The organism is Alphaproteobacteria bacterium US3C007 (assembly GCA_034423775.1).
Classification (GTDB): Bacteria; Pseudomonadota; Alphaproteobacteria; order Rhodobacterales; family Rhodobacteraceae; genus Thalassovivens; species Thalassovivens spotae.
Genome location: CP139918.1, coordinates 3344105 through 3366265, shown reverse-complemented (window position 1 = coordinate 3366265; position 22161 = coordinate 3344105). Strand labels below are relative to the sequence as shown.

Below are 22161 nucleotides of genomic sequence, written 5' to 3'. Positions count from 1 at the left end.
ATGCTTCAATTAAGTGATTTAAAGAAACGCTACGATACAGGTGATTATGCACTTAAAGGCGTTACTCTTGATGTCCCGCAAGGGCAGGTACTGGCCCTGATCGGTCCCTCTGGGGCCGGTAAATCAACGCTTATCCGCTGCGTCAATCGGTTGGTTGAACCAAGCTCGGGCAGCGTAAAGCTGAAAGACTTAGAATTAACGCGGCTTTCGTCTGCAGCGCTGCGGCGCGCACGCCGCAAAATGGGTATGATTTTTCAGGAATATGCGCTTGTTGAACGGCTCACCGTGATGGAGAATGTTCTCTCTGGCCGTCTGGGCTATGTGGGTTTTTGGCGGAGCTATTTCAGAAAATTCCCCAGCGCCGATATTCAGGAAGCGTATCGTTTGCTCGATCGCGTAGGGCTTAAACATATGGCCGATAAACGCGCGGATGAGCTTTCCGGCGGGCAAAGGCAGCGGGTGGGTATTTGCCGAGCCTTGATTCAAGATCCTGATGTGTTGCTTGTGGATGAGCCCACAGCCAGCCTTGATCCGAAAACATCGCGCCAAATTATGCGGCTGATACAAGAGCTGTGCAAAGAGCGCGGGCTGACGGCGATCATTAACATACATGACGTGTTTTTGGCGCAAATGTTCTCGCAACGTGTGGTTGGGCTCGAACTTGGCGCTGTTGTTTATGATGGCCCACCGGATGGTTTGTCGCCCGAGGTGCTGACACGCATCTACGGTGAAGAAGATTGGTCGGCCACCATCAAGGCGAGCGAAGATGAGGATGATGATGACGATACAAAAGAAGAGTTTTGAAGATGAAAAACGCTTCGCATAATACGGCCTATCCGAGTGTTTGGAAAAAAGCCCCTTTCATTGAAAATGATTTTTTAAGGTGGTTGCTTTTTCTCGGCGTTGCAATTTATTTGGCAGCGGCTCTGGGAACGATGGATATCGATATCCAACGTATCAAAGAAGGCTTGCCGCGCGCGCAACGCTTCTTAGATTCGTTCTTCCCCCCAAATTTTGCCGATAACCGGGGCGTTGTTTGGGAAGGGATTGCCGAAAGCATCTGGATGGCAATTATTTCCACGGTCGCGGGCATCGCGTTATCCATTCCTGTTGGCCTTGGCGCTGCTCGGAACTTGGCACCGGCCTGGGTGTATTTCTTCTGCCGAGGCATTATCGCGGGCTCTCGAACCTTTCCTGAAATTATCTTGGCGATTTTCGCGGTGAAGCTATTTGGCTTTGGGCCTTTTGCGGGTTTCGTTGCGCTGGCTTTGGGAACGATTGGATTTTACGCAAAACTGCTTGCCGAAGATATCGAGAATTGCAGTGCATCTCAGGCCGAGGCGGTCAAAGCCACCGGCGCGAATTGGTTCCAATGGGTAAATTATTCCATCCAGCCACAAGTGATGCCCCGAATGATTGGCCTATCGGTCTATCGGTTAGACATTAATTTTCGCGAATCCGCCGTTGTCGGGATCGTTGGAGGCGGCGGTATTGGCGCCACTTTGAACACAGCCTTCTCTCGGTATGAGTTCGACACGGCTGCCGCAATTCTCTTGATCATAATCTTGATCGTAATGGGATTGGAATATACCTCAAGCTTTATGAGAAAGTGGGTACAATAATGCCTTCATATCAAACCAGCGCTGGCGAGTCTTGGAAACACCGCACCTCTAAAGAGCAATGGATCCGGTGGTTCTTTTGGCTGGTCAGCTTGGCCATCATTGCCTATGCGTGGCAGATGATTTCAGAAAAAACCATTTGGTTTTTTGTTGCGGATGCGCCGAGCCAAGGTGCAGATATCGTCTCGCGTATGATCCCACCCAAATGGTCTTACCTCGATCAATTGTGGAAACCCGTCTGGGATACGCTTAATATTGCGACTTTGGGCACCGTCATTGCGATGGTCATTGCAGGCCCCGTCGCATTTGCTGCAGCGCGCAATACCACACCGCATATAATTGTGCGTACGATAGCGCTCTTTATCATCGTTTCTTCAAGATCAGTAAACTCGTTGATCTGGGCGCTTATCTTGGTATTCATCCTAGGGCCAGGCGTGTTGGCTGGAACGATCGCAATAGGTTTACGATCGGTAGGGTTTTGCGCCAAATTGATTTATGAATCGATTGAAGAAATTGATCACACGCAAGTTGAGGCCATCGAGGCCACTGGCGCCAATAAAGCGCAGCAGATGATCTTCGGGATTTTACCGCAAGTGCTGCCCACCATCGCAGGTGTTGCAATTTACCGTTGGGATATCAATATTCGCGAGTCAACGATTTTAGGATTGGTTGGGGCCGGTGGTATCGGCCTGCAATTAAATGGATCGCTTAACACGCTGGCTTGGACGCAAGTGTCGATGATTCTCATTGTGATTCTGATCACCGTTTTTATTTCGGAATGGGTGTCTGCAAAGGTACGCGGCGCGATTATTTAAAACGCAAAGCCTAGGCCGCTGTGTCACGGCGTTGATAATATGCCATGTGGGGTGTTTGGCGCCGGAGTGAATTGGGCGATTAGGAACCAGGCTTCGTTACGAGGCATTGCTTTCCATTAAGGTAATAAAAAGGCGTAATCCTTCACTGTGCGAAGGATTACGCCTTTTTATTAAATTATATTTTAACCATGCCTTTCTATCGACCTAGCTCGTGACACTTTTGCTTTCTGTTAGAAAATTCTGCTGCGGTAAGGTCTATTAAAGAGCTTTTTCTAAGAGTTTTTTGATGAGAGCAACATACTCGTTGTTTGAATAAAAAAAATTAAGCAAGCAATAAAAATTTATAAAAGACATATCTATTGAAATAAAATTACTTTGAAGTAATTGCTTTGGATAGAAACCGGCTTTCGGGCCGCTTTTTGAGATATGGTTAGGTTTTTTGGCTGGGTGACTGGCCCCGCTTTAAACGAATAGGAGTTTTAAAAAATGAGACTAGTATTGAAGAGCCTCTTTACACCTTTGGTGGCTGCATCTTTGACGTTGGCGACAGGTTTGCCTGCATTGGCCGGCGATTGGAAGCCGCAAAAGCCGGTTGAAATGGTTATTATGGCGGGGCAGGGCGGCGGCGCTGATCGGCTTGCGCGATTGTTTCAGAGCATCATTCAAAAGGAAAACTTAGCAGATATGCCCGTTTTGCCTGTGAATAAAGGCGGGGGATCGGGCGCTGAAGCGCTGCGGTATCTGAAGGATAAAGCCGGTGATAATCATGTGATTATGGCCACGCTAAACAGCTATTACACCACGCCATTGCGCACAGATATTGGGGTGAATATCGAAGAGTTTACGCCGATAGCACGGATGGCGCTGGACACGTTTGTGCTGTGGGTCCACGCAGATACGGGCATCACCACAATCGAAGAATATGTTGCTGCGGTGAAAGCCGAAGGTGGCGCTTGGAAAATGGGTGGCACGGGATCTGGACAAGAAGACAGCCTGGTTACAGCCATGTTGGAAGAAGAGTTTGATATCTCGGTGACGTATGTTCCCTTCAAAGGGGGCGGGGCGGTGGCAAAAAGCCTTGTTGGCGGAGTCATAAACTCATCCGTGAACAACCCGTCTGAGGCTTTGGGCTTTTACAAAGCGGGAAAACTTGTGCCGATCGCGGCCTTTACGCCAAACCGGATTGAGGTGTTCCCGGAAACACCGACCATGCGCGAATTAGGTCACGACTTGGTGTATTGGATGCAACGCTCTTTCGTAGCGCCCAAAGATATGGCCCCAGACGCTGTGGAGTATTACACAGGTATGTTTGAAAAATTGGCGGCTTCTTCTGAATGGCAGACCTACACCAAAGAAAAAGCTTTAATGGCAGATTTCCTAACGGGAGATGCTTTGCAGTCTTATTTCTTGGATGAACGTGCCAAACATGCGCAGCTGTTAAACGTTTCAAACTGATCGGTTTTAAACGGACGTTAAGAAACCAGGCGGTCGCGATTGCGCGGCCGTCATTTTGATAAAAGGGCGCTCAAATGTTGCTTGCTGATCGTATCATCGCGTGTTTCCTAATATTTTTATCGCTATATTTTATGTGGTATGCCAGCGAATTACCCATCGGGTGGAATGGCATGACGGGTGGTCCGGGCGGCGGGGCGTTTGGGTTTTGGCTCTCAGTTATCATGCTGTTGGCGTCGGTAGGTATTTTACGCCGGAGTTATCAATCAAAATCGGAAAGCGAAGGTTCGTTTTTTGATCCTGAAATGCTGCGATCAGTGCTGATCGTTACGCTGGCCTTGGTGATAACCGTGGCGCTTTTGCCTTGGCTTGGGGCCTATATCGCGCTTCCCTCCTTTACCTTGTGGTATTTGCGTTTTTTTGGTGGGCATGGATGGGGGTTAAGCCTTTTTATGAGCATCGCCACCGCTGTGTTCTTTTTCTTCTTCTTTGAGGTGACGCTCAGAATTCTTTTGCCGAAAGGCATTACCGAGCCTGTCTTTATTCCGCTTTACGCGCAGTTTTTCTAAAGGAGCCTAAGATGGATTTACTAAACCATTTGGCGAATGGCTTTGCGATTTCTTTGCAACCCTTAAACCTAATGATCGTATTCATTGGTGTTTTTGCAGGTTTATTCATTGGGGCTATGCCGGGGCTTGGATCGGTAAATGGCGTTGCGATTGTGCTTCCTTTAACGTTTATCGTGCCACCATCCTCGGCGATTATTTTGCTTGCAGCTATTTATTATGGCGCGATGTATGGCGGCGCAGTAAGCTCTATTCTGCTCGGTATTCCTGGCGCGTCAACCGCAGTGGCAACCACGTTTGACGGCCGGCCAATGGCGCAACAGGGCAAAGCCGGGCTGGCGCTGTTAACGGCGGCGGCCGCCTCGTTTATTGGCGGAACAATTTCGATTATCTTATTTACACTTTTTGCAGAACCGCTGGCAGATCTGGCGCTGGCCTTTGGGCCAGCAGAAGAATTTACCTTGGTGTTGTTGGCCTTCACCACATTTGTTGGGCTGGGTGGCGATGACGTCTATAAAACGATCATTATGATCTGTTTAGGTTTGATTTTATCGACAGTTGGTTTGGATATGATATCGGGGCAACCCCGGATGATTTTCTTTGATCAACCTGGCTTCTACTCGGGTATCAGTTTTCTGGTTTTGGCGATTGGCACCTATGGGGTGGGGGAAATTTTATATACGATTGAAACGCAGAAAACGGCCCCCTCTGTCACGTCAGCAAAGTTGTCTTTCAAAGATATTTGGTCTGGTTTGAAAGAGGTGAATAAGCTTTGGAAAACGATGAGCTTCGGTTCTTTTCTGGGGTTTTTCGTGGGTATGTTGCCTGCTGCAGGCGCCACCCCTGCTGCGCTTATGTCTTACGGCTTGGCAAAATTATCGTCAAAAACCCCTGAGAAATTTGGAAAGGGCGCGGTTGAAGGCGTGGCCGCCCCAGAAACCGCCAATAATGCGGCATCAACCGGATCACTATTGCCAATGTTGACGCTTGGAATTCCTGGCTCACCGACCACGGCTTTGCTGCTTGGCGGCATGGTGATGTGGGGGTTGGTTCCGGGGCCCATGCTGTTCATTGAACAATCTGAGTTTGTTTGGAGCTTGATATCCTCACTCTATACCGCCAATGTTATGGCCGTTATTGTCAATTTGGCGTTAATCCCAGTTTTTGTTTGGGCGTTGCGGATGCCTTTCAGCGTTTTATGCGCCATGGTGTTTTTGCTTTGCTTGGTTGGAGGCTACGCACCAAGCCAAAAAATTCATGATGTTTGGTTGATTATTGGCTTTGGTGTCTGTGGGTATATTTTGCGAAAAGCGGATTATCCCTTGGCTCCTTTGGTTTTGGCCTTGGTGCTGGGGGGGTTAATGGAAAAAAGCTTTCGGCAAACATTGATTGCCGAGCAAGGAAACATTTTCGCCTTCGTTGAGCGGCCATTATCCGCAACCTTTTTAGGTATAAGTATCATTTTGTTTCTATTGCCTTTTTTAAAGTTTTTTCTATCTCGAAAACGGGCTGCCTCGGTCAGCTCGCAATCGTAGAAAGGGGGCTTTTCTTGGTGCAAATAAACCGTCGTGTTGGCCAGATATTCAGTTGTTATATCTGCTGCTCATTTAGGCATATTTTGGGATTTCGTGCCTTATTTCAGAGTGTAATTTTTAATCTAAGTGCGGTTTTTTTAAAAACCTTTAACTTACGCTCTGCACGAGAGGTATGTCACAAAATCTTACAAGATGTATCGCAGGCAGCGTTTAAAAACGCGTTTAAGACCTTCCGGTTCGCGTTAGAAAGAGGGATGTTACATGCTTAAAAATATTCTTGTGGCCTATAATGGCTTGCCTGGATCCGATGCGGCGTTGAAAGGCGCTGTGCAGGTTCAACAGCGATTTGATACGGATCTCACCGGTTTATTTGCACATGGCAATCCATTTTTATCGCGGCAGTTGCATAAGGCGTGGATGCCTCAAAAAATGCAGGATGCAATCGTGGAAGCTGCAGATAGTCCCAGTGATGATATTCGAGAAAAATTTGATGAGATATGTCAGGTTGTTCCAGCGGAAAAGAAAACATGGATAAATAGCGGGGGATCTGTTCAAACCACCGTTACGCGGTATTCTCGTCTGTTTGATCTGACAATTTTGGGAATGCATGAAAAAAGCTTTGCGCATAATCTGTCGCATTTAGAGCTGTTTCCAGACCGAATCGCTTTGGAAAGTGGGCGGCCGGTTTTGGTGTTTCCATCCAACCCTCCGGTGGATTGTTTTGATAAAACCATCGTGATTGCGTGGGATGGCAAGCGGGCGGCGGCGCGGGCGCTGGCTGATGCTAAATTATTTTTAAAAGCCGGTCATAACGTTGATCTTGTGTCGATCGGGCGGATGCCGCTTGCCGAGGCAACCCCAGGCGTTGATATTGGGAAGCTTTTTAAAAACCATGGCTGGAACGTTACAATTAGTGAGATACCGCTGTCTAAAAAAACCATTTCGCAAACTCTTGTAGAGCATTGCCGCAACGTTGATGCCGGCCTTTTGGTGATGGGCGCTTACGAACATTCGCCGCTTCGCGAAGGGTTATTTGGGGGGGTGACACAGGATATTTCGCTTGGCGCCGAAATTCCCGTATTGATGAGCCACTAGCGTTTTTTAGACCTCCAATACGCAGTTGCCTAACCATCACATGCGTCTGGACCGCCGGGTTGGCTGCGCAACCCAGACATTCTATTAAGGTTGCCAGTCTATCGGGTAGATCGCTTCATTCCGTCTCATGAAAAACGGCGTTAACGGTCCGTTATAGGTTGCTTTAATCGATGCGCCCAGGATTTTGACGCCAGCGTCTTGCAAATGGCGCTTAAGACGCGCAGCGTGAGCTTGATAATTTTTGTTGGTAGACCTACCAGAATATTGCATCACCGCGTAATATCCGCCGGGCACCGTAACCAATTTTACGGAGCCGTGTGAAGGTGCTGGGGCCGTTTCTTTGGTAAAGGCTTGAGGCAAATAAAATTGCATTTGCGTCGCACCGTTTTGGTCGGTTTGCGTTACCGGAACGGTCATTGAAATTTTCGAAGAGGTTTCATTGGTGCCCGAAATATACGAAAATAATCGGCGAAACGCCGAATTGCTGCCGTGACCCTGAATGGTTTGAACAGCAAGCCGGTCTTTATAATGACGAATTTCATACGCTTCATTTGATTGCAAAAGTTTATATTCTGGCTCTTCATAGGCCATAGCGCCTCCGGAAAACAACGCCCAAACCACAAGGCTAATGGTCACCATACGTGAAATTACTATCATGTTAGAGATATAGCTTTTGGCTGTGTTGAATCAATTGCGTGTCTTTTAGCTATTGTTAATATTATATTTTAATTCTTTCATATGGGTTTTGAGGGTTCTTTTTTCCACGTAAAGGGTTAATTTATTTTTTTCTTACTATTTTTATCAAGATTAATTCTTTACAAAAATAGTCAACAAATATATTGATGGTTTATCAACTGAAAAAATATGGAAATATAACATGAAATCTTTTGTAAAACTGATCGCGGCTGGTCTCGTTCTCTCAAGCGCTGCTGAAGCCGAGGACGTGAACGTTTATTCTTATCGTCAACCAGAATTGATCAAGCCACTCACCGATGCGTTCACGGAAAAAACCGGTATCAAAGTGAATGCGGCTTATCTTAAAAAAGGTATGGTCGAGCGCATGAAAGCAGAAGGCAAACGCAGCCCTGTTGATGTGATGCTAACCGTCGATATTTCGCGCCTTGCGGCTTTGTTAGACGCGGGGTTAACGCAGCCGGTTGAGAGCGCATTACTGGAAGAGAACGTGCCCAGCCTGTATCGGGATCCGGGCAAGGAATGGTTTGGGTTAACCACGCGGGCTCGTATTGTTTATGCCAGCAAAGAACGTGTTGCTGCGGGTGAAGTGACAACCTATGAAGATCTTGCTGATCCAAAATGGCGCGGTAGGCTTTGCACGCGTTCGGGCACCAATGCCTATAATTTGGCGCTTATGTCGGCGGTGATTTATCACCACGGTGAGGCAGGTGCACAAACTTGGCTTGAGGGTGTTAAGGCTAATTTGGCGCGCAAACCTCAAGGCAATGATCGTGCGCAGGTTAAGGCCATCTGGGCAGGTGAATGCGATATTTCTATTGGGAACACCTATTATATGGGTAAAATGCTTGCGGATTCTGAACAAAAAGCTTGGGCAGACAGCGTCAATGTGTTGTTTCCTAGGTTTGAAAATGGCGGTACGCATGTAAATATTTCCGGTGTAGCCATGGCGAAATATGCTCCGAATAGAGAAAACGCGCTTAAGTTTATGGAGTTTTTGACATCTCCTGATGCGCAAGAGGTCTATGCGACTGCCAATTATGAATATCCAATCGCTCCGAACACTGAGCCAGCTGAATTGGTTAAGGGGTGGGGCGCGTTTCAGGCAGATGATGTGAATCTGATGGAATTGGCCGCGCGGCGCAAACTTGCCTTGAAAATCACTGAAGTTGTGGATTTTGACGGGTAAGCACATCGTGCTGGGCCCAGTATTAAAGCTGGGCCGGCCTATCACGCCGCGTTCCTGTCAAATTAAATCATGGCCGGGTAGGGGTGGTTTTGGGCCGGGGTAGATGAAGCTCCGTTAAAGAGATCTGTTTTCTTTTGCAATTCGTTGCAGCCCTTGCCCAGCTTCACGGGCGCGCGAGCAGGTAAAAGCCTTACTAAGATCCGTTGGTATTGTCTGAATGAGAAGAGGTGTCACATGACAGAAAATCTAGCGGGTATCAGAGGGGCGGCGCCGGTTGGCTTAGTCCAAGACCTAACCCCTGATGAGGCGCTTTGTATTCGGTATTTACGGCTTTGGTGGGCGGGGCCAGAGGCGCAGGCGGAAATTTGGAATGAATTTTCACGAAGTTTAGGACCAACCCGCGCAAAGCAGGCGTTTTCGGCGTTTGAAAGCGTGTTTGCAATCTGTTCTAGCCATGGCCGCAGACCCTTCGTTTTAAATTGTGTGAATTGTAAATCCCTTGGTGGAGATGAATCGGGATTTGTCAATTTTCTGGGCTACGCTTTGGAGGGGCAGCGTGAAGATGCTTTTTTAATGGCCTGCAATTTTGTACGCCCTGAGGTTGCACTAATCCTACTGAATTTTGCGATGGATCTTGCCCTTAATTTACGTCTGATTGCCATAAATATCAGGGTCGTGCAGGCGCAGCCTTCGCTTTGCAAACACTGGCATTGAGCTTATGATGCGTGTTAGCCGATCAGCTTCAAGTTAAGAGAGCTTCCCTTTTTATGAGTTATGACCTTTCCGCCAATGTTGATTTTGGGTCCCAATTCACTTGATCGGCAAAGGCAAATGGTCTGCCAGAATTGAATTGAATTCAATTGAAATGCCTAGATGTCGATAAAAATCAGTTGATTTTCAACGCGAATTTCGTGCGTTTAAGCTATTATTTGTGACCTAAAGATACGCAAAGTGATGCCCAGAATAGAAATACGATTGCAACGCATTTTAACAATAAAACTTTTCTTAAGCCTCATTGGTCTATGGATTGAGAACTAAAATTCAAAAGCTTGGGGCTAATTCTGGCTAACCGCAGACTAAAATTATGTCAGAGCTTGGCCAGCTTTTGTCCGTAACAGGAACCGCTGGGCCCAAATGCTATGCATTATACAAAATTAAGCCCTCCAAAGGGAAATGATCAGCCAGCCTCGCCGCTTTGCCTTGCGGGTGCGGTTCAACAAATTTGTCGCGTTTATAAGCACGACCAAAGCCTTGCGTCGATCCGATGTTCTGCAGGTGTGAAAGAAGGTGAGTTTGGGGTTTATGAAGCCTGCACCGCCTTGGAGAGATTTGGTTTTCGTGCCCAGCTGGCTGATTGTGCGATCGAGCATCTGCCGGATCAACTTTGCCCACTTATTGCCTTTGACAAAAGTAACAATCCCTTTGTGATATTAGGCGTAGAGCCTTATGGACGCGTTAACCTGCTGCGTTACGCCGATAGAACTGATCCAGAAAGGATTGGGCATGCGCGTTTTGAAGCTTTTTATTGCGGAGTTGTTCTCCGGGTGCAGAAATTAAGCAATGCGGAATGGCAAAAGAAAAAAGGCCATTGGTTTTTTTCGGCATTTCTAAAAAGCCAGTGGCTTTATTGGCAAGTTTTATTGGCCACAATTATGACAAATATTTTGGCGCTATCAATTTCGATCTTCACAATGACGGTTTATGATCGGGTAATCCCAAACGCTGCCATTGAAAGCTTAATCGCCCTAACCGTTGGTGTGGTGATTGCTCTGGGTTTTGATTTTTTGATCCGTTACATCCGAGCCTTGTTTATCGATCAAGCAAGCCGCATTGCCGATTATGATGTATCGGTTCGTATTTTTGATCGAATACTATCTTTATCTGCAACCGAATACACCCTTAAGAAAGGCATGCTGGCGGGTGTTGTGCGCGAATATGAAGCCCTCCGCGAGTTTTTCACATCGTCGAGTCTGGTGCTTTTGGTTGATTTGCCCTTTGCGCTATTTTTTCTCTATGTCATTTCGATAATAGCCGGGCCCTTGGCGTATATAGGGCTTATTGCGCTGCCTGTTGTGTTTGTCGCGGGGGTGGTTATGCAGCCGTTTTTATCGCGTTTCACACGGCTCTCTCAGCAACATGCGATAGCAAAGCAAGCGATTTTGGTTGAAACCCTGTCTGGTCTTGAAACTGTGGGCGTAACTGGAGCTGGTGCTTTGATGAAAACACGCTACCTAGCGGCATTGCGCGAACAGCTTGATACTGGTGCATCGTCTCGAACTTGTGGTCAGCTTCTCATAAATTTTTCAATGTCGGTGCAGCAATATGCACAAGTCTTTGCCGTGGTTTTTGGTGTTTTTCTGATAAAAAACGGTGATATTTCTCAAGGGGCACTGATTGCTGCGGTGATTTTGGGTGGGCGCGCCTTGGCACCATTGGCGCAATTGACGCATGCGCTCACTCGGGCAAATGCGGCGATCAGCGCTTATACCTCGTTGAACGATTTATTGCATGATTTCCCTCTCCAACGTTACCGCACATCTTCTATAAGCCGGTCTCAATTATCGGGAGCGATCGAGTTTCGCGATGTCAGTTTTAAATTTAAAGGCGGGTCCAAACCCTTAATTTCGAATTTATCGTTTAAAATTTATGCGGGTCAGACCGTTGTTTTGCTTGGTGAAATGGGATCCGGAAAGTCAACAATCCTAAAGTTGATTGCAGGTGTTTTGCAGCCCTGTTCAGGGCAGGTTTTGGTGGATGGGGTAAGTGTCCGGCAATTGGATCGACAGGATAGGCAACAGAATATTGGTGTGATGTTGCAAGATACATGGATGTTTTCTGGCAGCATTCAAGAAAATATTCAAACGGGCGCTCTGCGTCATACGGATGCCGATATGACGAAGCTGGCCCAGTTCTGGGGTTTGTCTGGTTTGATCTCTCGCGAGCAGTCTGAGGGTATCGCCGGTCTTTCTGATAAAACAGCCGTTCTTTCAGGAGGGCAACGACAAGCGGTTAGCCTGGCCCGCGCATTCGTGCACGACCCTTCAATTTTGCTTTTGGATGAACCGACGAGCGCAATGGATCCAGCCTCGGAGGGTCATATTGCGGATAATCTTATCCATATGAGATCGGATAAAACGATGATCATAGTCACCCATCGCAGCGCCTTGTTCAAAGCTGCCGATCGCGTGTTGGTGATTAAGCAGGGCCAGATTGTTGCTGATCAACATCCCAGCAATCTCATGGCGAAGACCTGACTGCGATGCGCGTGTGACGGATATTGGCGGTAAAGATCACCCGAAAAAGCCTTTTGGTCGTTTTGTGTTTTACTCTGCTTTGCTTTTAACGATCATTGCGCTGCTTGGTGGCCTTTTATTTTGGGCCGCAACGTTTGAAATTGACCGCGTTGTGCGCGGCAATGGAGTGCTGGTTTCCAAAAATTCAAACCAACATGTTCAGACCGCCGTTTCCGGGGTGATTTTAAAGCGTTTGGTGAAGCCGGGTGATCGGGTTCTACAGGGGCAAGCCCTATTTGAATTGGACTCAAGTGAGGCGCGCATGCGCTATCAACAGGCCGCTTTAAAGCGAGACCATTTGAAAATTCAATTGCAGCGTGTATGTGCGGAACTTACCTCTGATAAGCTAAATTTTTTTGGTTTCGATACGCATGCAAGTCAAGATTTCATTCAAAATCAAATCGCGCTTTATCATTCTGAACAGGCTGAGTTTGCTGCGAAAATATCAATATTAAAACAACGAATTCTTCAGCGCAGCAGTGAAATTAAAAGTATCGAGGCAAAGGATAAGGCACTTCAGTATATCTTAAGCCTTCAAGAGCTGCACCTTAAAAAGGTTGAAAAGCTCGTGGCTAAAGGTGTGAGGTCAAAGGTTCAACTTTTGACCTTGCTCAAAGAGCATGCCGAGACTCTTTCAAGAGCTGCTGCCCTGCCGTTTGCGCTTGAACAGGTTCGGGCACAGCGCCATGAACTTCAAGAACAAGAGAAAGAGATGCGGCAAGCCAAACGCATTTCTGCATTAACAGAGCAAGCCAAATTGAAGGCAAGCTTGAGCGAAACTTTGTTGCTATTGCCAATTCTACAAACTTCGTTGGCACGGCATTCAATTTATGCGCCTGTTGGTGGCGTAATAAATCAGATAAATTTTATGTCGGAAAATGCCTTGGTTAAAAAGGGCGAGGTTGTTGCTGAGCTGATTCCAAAAGCTGTTGAATTGATGGTTCATGCGCAGCTTGATCCAAAGGATTTACCCAATATTGCGCAAGGCGATAAAGTGAAATTGCGTTTAACTACCAAAGATTCTTACCAATTTGCCAATTTGGATGGCTATGTTCAAAGAATTTCTGCGGATGTTATAAAGACATCAAAATATGATAAGTCGTTTTATTTCACAAGAATCTCGATCAAAAGGAACTCGTCCGGGGTTGTTCAAGACCTGCCTCGCTTAAGGCCTGGGATGGAAATAGAATTCAATATATTGTCCGGAAAAAGGACCGTCCTGGATTACCTCGCGCAACCTGTTGCGCGTGTTCAAAAGCGTGCTTTTAGGGATTAAGCGTTTGGAATGGCGAAGACAGGAATAAGACCCGATATGCTTGGGCCCTCATGGTCCATTTCGAGCTAAATCCGAACCTTTTTATTTAAACGGTAAGCTCAACTTGCGGGTAAAATTCGCGTCACCACCTGTTTGGTATAAAGAGACAGTGCAAGGACTTCATATCGCAAATCAAAGAGCGCGCAAAACTCATTTAACGCCTTAAACTCATCCTGCTGCCAACCCTTGTTGATAATCAATTCATCAAAAATGATCACCGTCTGTTCATCTATGACAGATCGTGCATTTTTAAGCGCGCTCAAGGTTGATCCATAAAGATCTGCATCAAGATTTATCAATGCAGCTTTTGGGCGTTCAGTTGCAAAAAAGGTTGGTAAAGTTTTGTCAAACTCACCAACGATGAACTCACCTCCGGGAATTTCTGGCACTGTTCCAAAGCTGCTATATGACCCTTTGGGAACAGATCGCCAATCTTCGGGCAGGCCCTCAAACGTATCAAACCCAAATCCTTTTTCATAACTCTTCATCAAATACCTGAACGAGTCTCCCATCCAAACACCAAACTCATAAAAGGGGCGTGACTGGTCTGATAAAGATGTGGCAAGGTCGAAAATCGACCAGCGATTAAAATGTAAGCTGGGCTTTTCTTCCAAAGACAACACCCATTCAATACTTTTCAAGATTGGGTCGTCAGATAATTCGCTCTTCATTAACGAGTCAAAATGGCTTCGATCGCCCTTGAACGCGTTCATACCGGCTAGCGTAAAAATTGCGTCACGATACATAGGCTCTGCCTTGAGGCACATTTCCACAATTGCCTGTGCAGTTTCTGCATCGCTTACCGTAGAGTGCAGGTTCCAATAGGCGCGAAAACTATTCTCATCGATATCAATCGCTTTCAAAAAACAATCCTGCGCGCCCTTAATATCGGCGCGATCGTTCAATAGGTTACCATAATTATTATAGGCAGGAGAGAAGCGCGGGTTGATCTTAAGAGCAGCTTTTAAATGTTGCTCTGATCTATCCAGCAATCCAAGCGATTTGAGAGATACGGCCAGGTTGTTATGATAGTTGACCTTGTTGTCCCGTTGCATGTTGTGTTCTGCGGGGCAGGGTTTAATTTCGATCGCTTGTTCATAGTGAAAAATTGCTTTTACGTCATGTCCCAGTTTCGAATAGCTTTCCGCCATAACGTTATGCAGAAAGATGGACTCTGGAAACTCGCTCAAAAGCTGGCCTGCGGATGAAACAACAGATTCGTATTCGCCCTTTTGAAACAGATTGATCAACAGCTTTGACAAGATAGGATTGATCAAAGACTGAGTATCTGACGCACCGCCCGTTTCAATCTCGGCCAGCTCTGCTTTGGATGAAATGGAAGAGGTCTCTTCAAGAGAGGCTGCAACGGATGAACAGGTCATAGCTGCCGATAGATCGGATGTTCTGTTAAGTTCAAAAGCTGGCATGACGGATCTCCTTCAGGAATAGAAACGACCGCAGGCGATTTTGTTTAGCGCTTTTAGGGATTAAAATTTTAATTTTGATAGAATTTTTAATTTTAAATCCCGTTTCTTGAAAGAGATTTTATTAACAAATATTCAATACAGCTGGCACGGCTATCGCTTAACACATCTCAGGTGATTTAAACCGGGCTTATCTGCCCCAGCTGCGCAGGGGACCACAATCGACATGGACAAAATTTGACCGTGAATAACGCCCAACGCCGCCAGCCTTGCAAGAATTAGCAGCTTTGGAAAGTTGACGAACTGATCGCGATGACAGTCGAAGATCCGCAGCTTGCCCAGAAATATGCAAAGATTTCTTGGCCACCAAACGCGATTGACGGCGCAGCATCGCATTTGTCTTAGCGCTGCGATACCCAGAAAGCAGCTGATATGGCTCATCCGTGTCCAAAAGGCGGTGACTGGCTGCCATGATGTCGATCGTGCGCAAATCAATTTGTTTAATTTCGTTGCGACGCCAATCTCGCATTATGCGATTGATTTCGTCGATAGCCTCAGGAATATAATGCCCGTCGATCCAGTAGACCGTATTGACCCGCTCGCCGCTGCGCTTTGAATACATATTCAGGCTACGAATATCGCCTGATCTGCGCAGGAAACTAGCGGCTTTGGAAAAGGTAGGCGCGGCCGACACGAGCGTTGCCGCAAATGCACCAAGCAAAAAGCGTCGCGATATCGCGGTGCAGTTTTGCGTGTGATCCATTCCCGAGAGCCCTTTTTAAATATTTCGCACAGGCGATCAAAACGTGCTCACCCACAAATCGCTTCTTGCCATAAAAGAGAGCATTAGCCAAGATTTTATTTACCGATAGGTTGTGTCTGACACTTTTTAGGGCAGTTTTTGCCTCTATTCTGCGGTCTTTTTAATCTAAAATCCGTGAAATTGGGTTAGTTTTAAAAGATCCGTCACCAAAAAGTGACGTGATCTGTGCTTCCAATCAACTACATATGCTTTATAAAGGCACACGGAATACCAAGGGTGGGAAAAGCGATGGTCGGCCAGCAGGACGAGCAGATAAAAAGATCATTTTTTATTAAACTGTGTTTTTTGTGCGTCATTTTTTTTACGGTTTTCGCGCAGAGCGTGCGGGCTGAACTGACTGATTTTGCGTTTAAATTGGGCTTGCTAGAAGAAGTAGCAGGCGAAAAAGAAGTTGAAGGTTTTTACCAAAACCGGAATTTCATGCCGGTTTGGATAGGGCAGGGAACCGCCGCTACTGAGCGACGCACGGCTTTATTCACAGCGCTGGAACAGGCTGATTTGCACGCGTTGCCTATGAGGCGCTATAGGGCTGATTTAGGGCTTTTTAAAAAGCGCAGCCAAGATGGAAGGCAATTGGGTATCTTAGAAGGCCAGCTTACAATGGCTTTTTTACGATACGCAAAAGACGTTCATGCCGGTCTTTTAAAGCCCAGCAAAGTGGACGAATTGATCTTCCGAAAGTTGCCGCGCATTAATCAAGGCGAGCTTTTGCAACGGGTTGTGTCAGAACCGGCAAAAGCCGTTTTAAACAGCTTACCACCGCAAAGCGACGCCTATAAGAACCTGATGAAGGCGCGGCAAAAACTGCTTAAGGCGCGTCTGGATGCACCATGGGGGCCGGTTTTGTTAGATGAACGGCTGTCCAAAGGTGCCGAGGGAGATCAAGTTGTTCAACTTCGCAACCGATTGATATCACAGGGCTACTTGAAGCAAACGGCTTCTGCTCGGTTTGATGGTGATTTGCGGTTGGCGCTTCAACGCTTCCAAAAAGATCATGGGTTATCGCCTGACGGCATCGCCGGCAGCAATACGATTGCTGAGTTGAACGTTCCACTATCGCAGCGCTTGCAATCTATAGAAGTCGCCATGGAACGGGAACGTTGGATTAATCATCCGAAACAAAATCGCCAAATTGTGGTGAATTTAACCGATTACACGGTCAAGTTGATAGAAAACGGCGCGGTAAGATTCCAAACTCGCTCGGTGGTGGGCGCGGATATTGATGATCAGCGCAGTCCAGAGTTTTCAGATGTAATGGAATATATGGTTATAAATCCAACTTGGAATGTTCCAAAATCGATAACGCTAAATGAATATTTGCCTGAGCTGCAGGAAGATCCAAGCGCGCATAGCTATCTTACGCTTTATGATCCAGACGGGCAGGTTGTTGATCGAGACTTTGTTAATTTTTTGGCCTATGATCAAGACAGCTTCCCCTTTGATTTAAAGCAGCTGCCATCGCAAACAAATGCGCTTGGGTTGGTAAAGTTTATGCTGCCCAACCCGCATAATATTTATTTGCATGACACTCCCTCTAAAGCCTTATTCGCGAAAGAAACGCGGGCTTTCAGCCATGGTTGTATTCGCCTGCATCAGCCTTTTGATTTTGCGTTTGAGCTATTGTCAGACCAAAGCTACGATCCCGTTGGCGATTTTTACCGGCTTTTAGATGCGGGCAAAGAGGCCAGCATTATCCTTAAAAACCCAGTTCCTGTTCACATTATCTATCGCACCGCTGTTACAGAATATGATGGACGGATTGGGTTCAGACGCGATATTTACGGCCGTGACGCGCGTATTTTTGAGGCCTTACGGATGGCAGGGCTGGCGTTAGAGGCCACGCAAGGCTAAACCAGTCTGAAATGGAAAAAAAAATCGCGTATACACTTAAAGATATTGCGGCGTCTCTCGGCCTTACGCTGAAGGGGGACCCGAACTTGCGCGTGCAGAGCGTCTCAGAACCCAGTAGCGCCAAGCAAGGCCAACTGGCTCTGGCCATGTCGTCCGCCTATGAAGCCCAACTTAGCGAAGGTGCGGCTGAAATGGCGATGCTGCGTGAAGGGGCGGATTGGCAAGCGCTTGGATTACGCGCAGCGCTTTTGGCGCCGCGCCCGAAATTTGCGTTGTCGGGTCTATCCGAGATGCTTGATCCTGGACAATCTGTACCGCTGGGCATTCACCCATCTGCAGTGATTGATCCGAGCGCAAAGCTTGGGCGAAACCTTTGCATCGGTCCTTTCTGTTATATCGGTCCAAACGCTGAAATAGGCGATGACTCTTTGATAGGCCCTTATTGTCATATCGGCGCTTCTAGCGTTTTGGGTGATCATGCGCGCCTGCGAGAGGGTGTTAAAATTGGCGCGCGTGTGAGGATTGGGGATCGCTTTATCGCGCAGCCAGGGGTTGTTATTGGGGCGGATGGCTTTTCGTTCGTGACTCAAGAGATTTCAGGCGTTGAGGCTGCCCGTGCAACCTTGGGCGATCAAACCGCCTCGGTTCAGCAGCAGAGCTGGGCGCGGGTGCATTCTTTGGGCAGCGTTACCATTGGCGATGATGTCGAACTGGGGGCCAATACATGCATTGATTGCGGTACAATCCGCGATACTGTTCTCGGTGATGGTGTGAAATGCGACAATCTTGTTCAAATCGGTCATAATGTGACGATTGATCAACACAGTTTGATTTGCGCGCAGGTGGCGATCGCGGGATCAACCCGAATTGGCAAACATGTTGTGCTGGGCGGGCAAACGGGGGTGAGCGATAATTTATTTATTGGTGATCACGTGATCACAGGCGGCGCAACGAAAGTGCTTTCTAATGTTCCTGCGGGGCGCGTTATGCTGGGCTATCCAGCTATGAAGATGGACAGCCACCTTGAGGCCTATAAGGCTTTGCGCCGCTTGCCGCGCTTGATGCGCGATTTTGCAGAGTTCAAAGCCCGGTTTTTAAATCAAAAAGATGAATCTTTTAAGGATAAGAATTAGAAGGTTGAAGTCATGAATGTGGAAAAAAAAGTTATTGAAATCATAGCTGAACTTGCGGTTCTTGAAGTCGAGGACGTTTCCTTAGACAGCAGTTTAGACAGTTTGGGGATCGATAGTCTGGGGCTGGTCGAAAGTATTTTTGCAATAGAAGAAACCTTTGACATTCAAATACCCTTCAACGCGAATGATCCGCAAAATAGTGATTTTGACATCTCATCCGTGGCAACAATCATTGCTGGAATTCAAGAATTGATGGCAAAAAAGCTGTGAAAAGGGTTGTGATTACAGGCGCGGGCACAATCAACGCGCTTGGGCATACTGTCAACGAAACTTTCGAGGCGATGCGTGAGGGGCGCTGCGGCATCGCTCCGGTCACGTTTCGCGACGTAGAGCGGTTGTCAATTCAGATCGGAGGGCAGGTACGCAACTTTACCCCTGAAGGGGTGTTCAATCGCCAGCAATTGGTTCTATATGATCGGTTTACGCAATTTAGTTTATTGGCCGCGAAAGAGGCGTTAGAGCAATCTGGCTTGGTTTTTACTGGAGAACTTGCCGCGACATCGGGTGTGGTTTTGGGCACTGCTGGCGGCGGAGTGAGCACCTGGGATGACAATTATCGCGCCGTATATGAAGAAGGTAAAAACCGCGTACATCCGTTTGTTGTGCCCAAGCTGATGAATAATGCAGCGGCGAGCCATATTTCGATGGAATATAATTTGAAGGGGCCCAGCTTTACGGTGTCAACCGCTTGTGCCAGTTCCAATCACGCCATGGCGCAAGCTTTTCAATTGGTCCGCTCGGGCATGTCGCCCGCAATGGTAACGGGGGGATCTGAATCCATGCTCTGTTTTGGGGGTGTTAAAGCCTGGGAAGGTTTGCGGGTGATGAGCCGGGATGCCTGCCGCCCTTTTTCGGCCAATCGCAATGGCATGGTGCAGGGCGAGGGCGCTGCAATATTTGTGTTCGAAGAATTGGAACATGCAAAGGCCCGCAAGGCCGAAATTCTGGCTGAAGTTGTTGGCTACGCGATGTCCTCGGATGCCGCTGATATTGTGATGCCATCTAAACAGGGGGCTGAACGTGCAATCGCGGGTGCGCTAAAAAATGCAGGTCTTAATCCAGAAGATGTCGGCTATATCAATGCGCATGGCACGGGCACAGCTGCGAATGACAAAACCGAATGCGCAGCCGTGGCAACGGTGTTTGGGCGCCATGCGGATGATTTGATGATCAGTTCTACGAAATCCATGCATGGTCATGTGATCGGCGGCACGGGGGCGGTGGAACTTTTGGCCTGTATTATGGCATTGCGCGATAGCGTTGTCGCCCCGACAATCGGTTATGAAGAGGCAGATCCGGAATGCGCGCTGGACGTTGTGCCCAACATTGCGCGGGAGGCGTCTGTGAGCGTGGCGCTCAGCAATGCCTTTGCATTTGGTGGTCTAAATGCTGTTATTGCTTTGCGAAAGTTTTAGCCCAATATAGAAGCGTGATGCTTCGGCAGGCTTATGCCAGCGATTTACTTTGACAGGCTAAAACCCTTTGCCGAGCCCGTTTAACGTGTTCTTAAGGCGTGCAGGAACATAGCCTTGCTGCCCATTTTGCCAGTTTTTGGGTTTGGTGTTCATGCCCAAATAAGGCTTGGCAAAATATCCCCCGATTCCCATCGCGGATAAAAGAATAACGATCAAAAGAAACTGCTTCATTTCAGGATCCTAAAAGCTTTTCCTTTGATTGAAAAGCATCTGCGTTTACGCGCGCTTGGTGATCCAGCCACCGCCCAAGACACGGCTGCTGTCCGTATCATAAAACACGCAGGCTTGCCCCGGGGCAACGCCTTCTTCTGGGTTTAAAAGTTCGACTTCGCCCGTCGTATCGCTGAGCGGTTTTACAAGCGCCTCTTTCGGCCCTCGCGTAGACCGCAATTTAACCGAGAGATGCCATTCTGCCCTATCTTGAAAAGGAATATCTCCTAACCAATTGATGCCCATAATAGGCACTTTGCGCACCGCCAATAAGTGCTTTGGACCCACAATAACCTGCTTTTTTTCAACGTCTAAGCCGACCACATAAATAGGGTCAGCCAAGCCACCAATTCCCAGACCTCTGCGTTGCCCAATCGTATAATGGATCACGCCGTGATGCTGGCCCAATATTGTACCATCCACCCCCACTATATCCCCCGGTTCGGCGGAGCCGGGGCGCAGCTTCTCAATCACCGCGGCATAATTTCCATCGGGAACGAAGCAAATATCCTGACTGTCTGGTTTGCTGGCCACATCCAGCCCATATTTTTGGGCCAAGGCGCGTGTTTGTGCTTTCGAAGTCAAATGTCCAAGCGGAAACCGCAGAAAGTCAACTTGAGGTTGGGTGGTGGAGAATAGGAAATAGCTTTGGTCGCGCGTGGCATCGCCAGCCTGATGCAATTCGGCTTTATTTGGGCCTTGTTTGCGCTGAATATAATGGCCGGTCGCCATGCAATCTGCTTCAAGGTCCCGCGCCGTTTGCATCAGATCTTTGAATTTCACCCGTTCATTGCAGCGAATGCAGGGCACTGGCGTTGCCCCGGCCAGATAACTATCTGCAAAGTCATCGATCACAGCCTCTTGAAAGATATTTTCATAATCCAGCACGTAATGCGGAAAGCCCATATTCTCGGCCACGCGGCGCGCGTCATGAATATCAATACCTGCGCAACACGCGCCTTTCTTTGCCAAAGCGGCCCCATGATCGTAAAGTTGCAGAGTAACGCCAACCACATCATAGCCTTCACTCGCCAATTGTGCGGCTACAACGGAACTGTCGACACCGCCCGACATGGCTACGACGACGCGTGTTTCCGCAGGTGGTTTTGCAAACCCTAAGGAATTGAGGTGCGGTCCTGTCACGAGAGTTCCTTTTTGTTAACGTCTAAACAAGATCACATTTTAAACATTTTTATCGTGACGGTTCATTAGACATTAAGCCGCCTGACCGCAATCTTTTCTTTGGGAAAAGGGGGGTGCTATGCGGTTCAGCAAAGCTATGAAAACTGGCGCGGGGTTGGTGCGCCTTGCGGATGGATCACTTTTAAGCGTCGCGGATTTACCGCCTCGCGACACAAGGCGGTGGGTGGCCTCGCGCAAACTGGCAGTGGTGCGGGCTGTACTTTATCAATTACGGTCCCAAGAAGAGGTACTTGAAACCTACAGCATCAGCGAAGAAGAATTTTATGATTGGGTACGGTGCCTGGCGGCCAATGGTCCCTCTGGTTTAAAAATAACATCGCGTAGCAGTATTTCACGCTAGAGTTACGTTTATTGCGTTATGGTAACGAGTGGTTAACCTTTATGGTGAAGCCTTAGTGACGCTCGTATGT

General features: G+C 47.7%; 21 protein-coding genes. 16 read left to right on the top strand and 5 right to left on the bottom strand.

Going from position 1 to position 22161, the window contains the following annotated elements; all coding sequences use genetic code 11:
• The 7 genes from phnC to UM181_16065 all read left to right on the top strand — a co-directional run bounded on the left by phnC (position 1) and on the right by UM181_16065 (position 7082).
• Positions 1 to 804 carry a phosphonate ABC transporter ATP-binding protein gene (phnC, locus tag UM181_16095; protein WQC62812.1) on the top strand — a complete coding sequence of 268 codons (804 nt, stop codon included), beginning with the start codon at positions 1 to 3 and terminating at the stop codon, positions 802 to 804.
• Positions 805 to 806: 2 nt separating this feature from the next.
• Positions 807 to 1622: a phosphonate ABC transporter, permease protein PhnE gene (gene phnE / locus UM181_16090; protein ID WQC62811.1), complete on the top strand. Its 816-nt coding sequence runs from the start codon at positions 807 to 809 to the stop codon at positions 1620 to 1622.
• Positions 1622 to 2434, top strand: a complete 813-nt coding sequence (gene phnE / locus UM181_16085) for a phosphonate ABC transporter, permease protein PhnE (protein ID WQC62810.1) — start codon at positions 1622 to 1624, stop codon at positions 2432 to 2434. The genes phnE (UM181_16090) and phnE (UM181_16085) overlap by 1 nt, the downstream gene beginning before the upstream one ends.
• 486 nt (positions 2435 to 2920) lie before the next feature.
• The gene (locus tag UM181_16080; protein ID WQC62809.1) at positions 2921 to 3889 is read left to right on the top strand and encodes a tripartite tricarboxylate transporter substrate binding protein; all 969 of its coding nucleotides are present in this window, start codon (positions 2921 to 2923) and stop codon (positions 3887 to 3889) included.
• A 74-nt stretch (positions 3890 to 3963) separates the two neighbouring features.
• Positions 3964 to 4455: a tripartite tricarboxylate transporter TctB family protein gene (locus UM181_16075; protein WQC62808.1), complete on the top strand. Its 492-nt coding sequence runs from the start codon at positions 3964 to 3966 to the stop codon at positions 4453 to 4455.
• Positions 4456 to 4466: 11 nt separating this feature from the next.
• Positions 4467 to 5987, top strand: a complete 1521-nt coding sequence (locus tag UM181_16070; GenBank protein ID WQC62807.1) for a tripartite tricarboxylate transporter permease — start codon at positions 4467 to 4469, stop codon at positions 5985 to 5987.
• 261 nt (positions 5988 to 6248) lie between these two features.
• Positions 6249 to 7082, top strand: a complete 834-nt coding sequence (locus UM181_16065) for a universal stress protein (GenBank protein ID WQC62806.1) — start codon at positions 6249 to 6251, stop codon at positions 7080 to 7082.
• Between the two features lie 84 nt (positions 7083 to 7166).
• Here UM181_16065 and UM181_16060 read toward each other — a convergent pair whose 3' ends face one another.
• On the bottom strand, positions 7167 to 7739 hold the full coding sequence (locus UM181_16060) for a heme-binding protein (GenBank protein ID WQC62805.1): 573 nt from the start codon (positions 7737 to 7739) through the stop codon (positions 7167 to 7169).
• Positions 7740 to 7959: 220 nt separating this feature from the next.
• Between UM181_16060 and UM181_16055 the strand changes: the two genes are divergently transcribed.
• The 4 genes from UM181_16055 to UM181_16040 all read left to right on the top strand — a co-directional run bounded on the left by UM181_16055 (position 7960) and on the right by UM181_16040 (position 13533).
• Positions 7960 to 8964: a Fe(3+) ABC transporter substrate-binding protein gene (locus tag UM181_16055; protein WQC62804.1), complete on the top strand. Its 1005-nt coding sequence runs from the start codon at positions 7960 to 7962 to the stop codon at positions 8962 to 8964.
• Positions 8965 to 9198: 234 nt separating this feature from the next.
• Positions 9199 to 9678 (top strand): hypothetical protein, encoded by a 480-nt coding sequence (locus UM181_16050; GenBank protein ID WQC62803.1) that lies wholly within the window; start codon positions 9199 to 9201, stop codon positions 9676 to 9678.
• Between the two features lie 425 nt (positions 9679 to 10103).
• The gene (locus UM181_16045; protein ID WQC62802.1) at positions 10104 to 12218 is read left to right on the top strand and encodes an ATP-binding cassette domain-containing protein; all 2115 of its coding nucleotides are present in this window, start codon (positions 10104 to 10106) and stop codon (positions 12216 to 12218) included.
• 13 nt (positions 12219 to 12231) lie between these two features.
• Positions 12232 to 13533, top strand: coding sequence for an HlyD family type I secretion periplasmic adaptor subunit (locus UM181_16040; GenBank protein ID WQC64783.1), 1302 nt, complete (start codon positions 12232 to 12234; stop codon positions 13531 to 13533).
• Positions 13534 to 13631: 98 nt separating this feature from the next.
• Here UM181_16040 and UM181_16035 read toward each other — a convergent pair whose 3' ends face one another.
• Both UM181_16035 and UM181_16030 read right to left on the bottom strand, forming a co-directional pair.
• Positions 13632 to 14999 (bottom strand): hypothetical protein, encoded by a 1368-nt coding sequence (locus tag UM181_16035; GenBank protein WQC62801.1) that lies wholly within the window; start codon positions 14997 to 14999, stop codon positions 13632 to 13634.
• Positions 15000 to 15186: 187 nt separating this feature from the next.
• Entirely contained in the window at positions 15187 to 15759 is a 573-nt protein-coding gene (locus UM181_16030; GenBank protein WQC62800.1) for a DUF882 domain-containing protein, read from the bottom strand.
• Positions 15760 to 16104: 345 nt separating this feature from the next.
• On the opposite strand from UM181_16030, the gene UM181_16025 reads away from it, so the two are divergent.
• From UM181_16025 to UM181_16010, 4 genes are read left to right on the top strand one after another with little or no spacing between them, the layout of a single operon-like run.
• Positions 16105 to 17670: a L,D-transpeptidase family protein gene (locus tag UM181_16025; protein ID WQC62799.1), complete on the top strand. Its 1566-nt coding sequence runs from the start codon at positions 16105 to 16107 to the stop codon at positions 17668 to 17670.
• An 11-nt stretch (positions 17671 to 17681) separates the two neighbouring features.
• Positions 17682 to 18803 carry a UDP-3-O-(3-hydroxymyristoyl)glucosamine N-acyltransferase gene (lpxD, locus tag UM181_16020; protein WQC62798.1) on the top strand — a complete coding sequence of 374 codons (1122 nt, stop codon included), beginning with the start codon at positions 17682 to 17684 and terminating at the stop codon, positions 18801 to 18803.
• Positions 18804 to 18815: 12 nt separating this feature from the next.
• Positions 18816 to 19073, top strand: coding sequence for a phosphopantetheine-binding protein (locus UM181_16015; protein ID WQC62797.1), 258 nt, complete (start codon positions 18816 to 18818; stop codon positions 19071 to 19073).
• Positions 19070 to 20278: a beta-ketoacyl-[acyl-carrier-protein] synthase family protein gene (locus tag UM181_16010; GenBank protein WQC62796.1), complete on the top strand. Its 1209-nt coding sequence runs from the start codon at positions 19070 to 19072 to the stop codon at positions 20276 to 20278. The genes UM181_16015 and UM181_16010 overlap by 4 nt, the downstream gene beginning before the upstream one ends.
• A gap of 57 nt (positions 20279 to 20335) precedes the next feature.
• Here the strand turns inward: UM181_16010 and UM181_16005 are convergent, their stop codons facing one another.
• Both UM181_16005 and mnmA read right to left on the bottom strand, forming a co-directional pair.
• Positions 20336 to 20509 carry a hypothetical protein gene (locus UM181_16005; GenBank protein WQC62795.1) on the bottom strand — a complete coding sequence of 58 codons (174 nt, stop codon included), beginning with the start codon at positions 20507 to 20509 and terminating at the stop codon, positions 20336 to 20338.
• A gap of 45 nt (positions 20510 to 20554) precedes the next feature.
• Complete coding sequence (mnmA, locus tag UM181_16000; GenBank protein ID WQC62794.1) at positions 20555 to 21691, bottom strand: tRNA 2-thiouridine(34) synthase MnmA; 1137 nt, start codon at positions 21689 to 21691, stop codon at positions 20555 to 20557.
• A gap of 118 nt (positions 21692 to 21809) precedes the next feature.
• Here mnmA and UM181_15995 point away from each other — a divergent pair, with 118 nt between their 5' ends.
• The gene (locus tag UM181_15995) at positions 21810 to 22091 is read left to right on the top strand and encodes a DUF1153 domain-containing protein (protein WQC62793.1); all 282 of its coding nucleotides are present in this window, start codon (positions 21810 to 21812) and stop codon (positions 22089 to 22091) included.
• Positions 22092 to 22161: the final 70 nt, after the last annotated feature.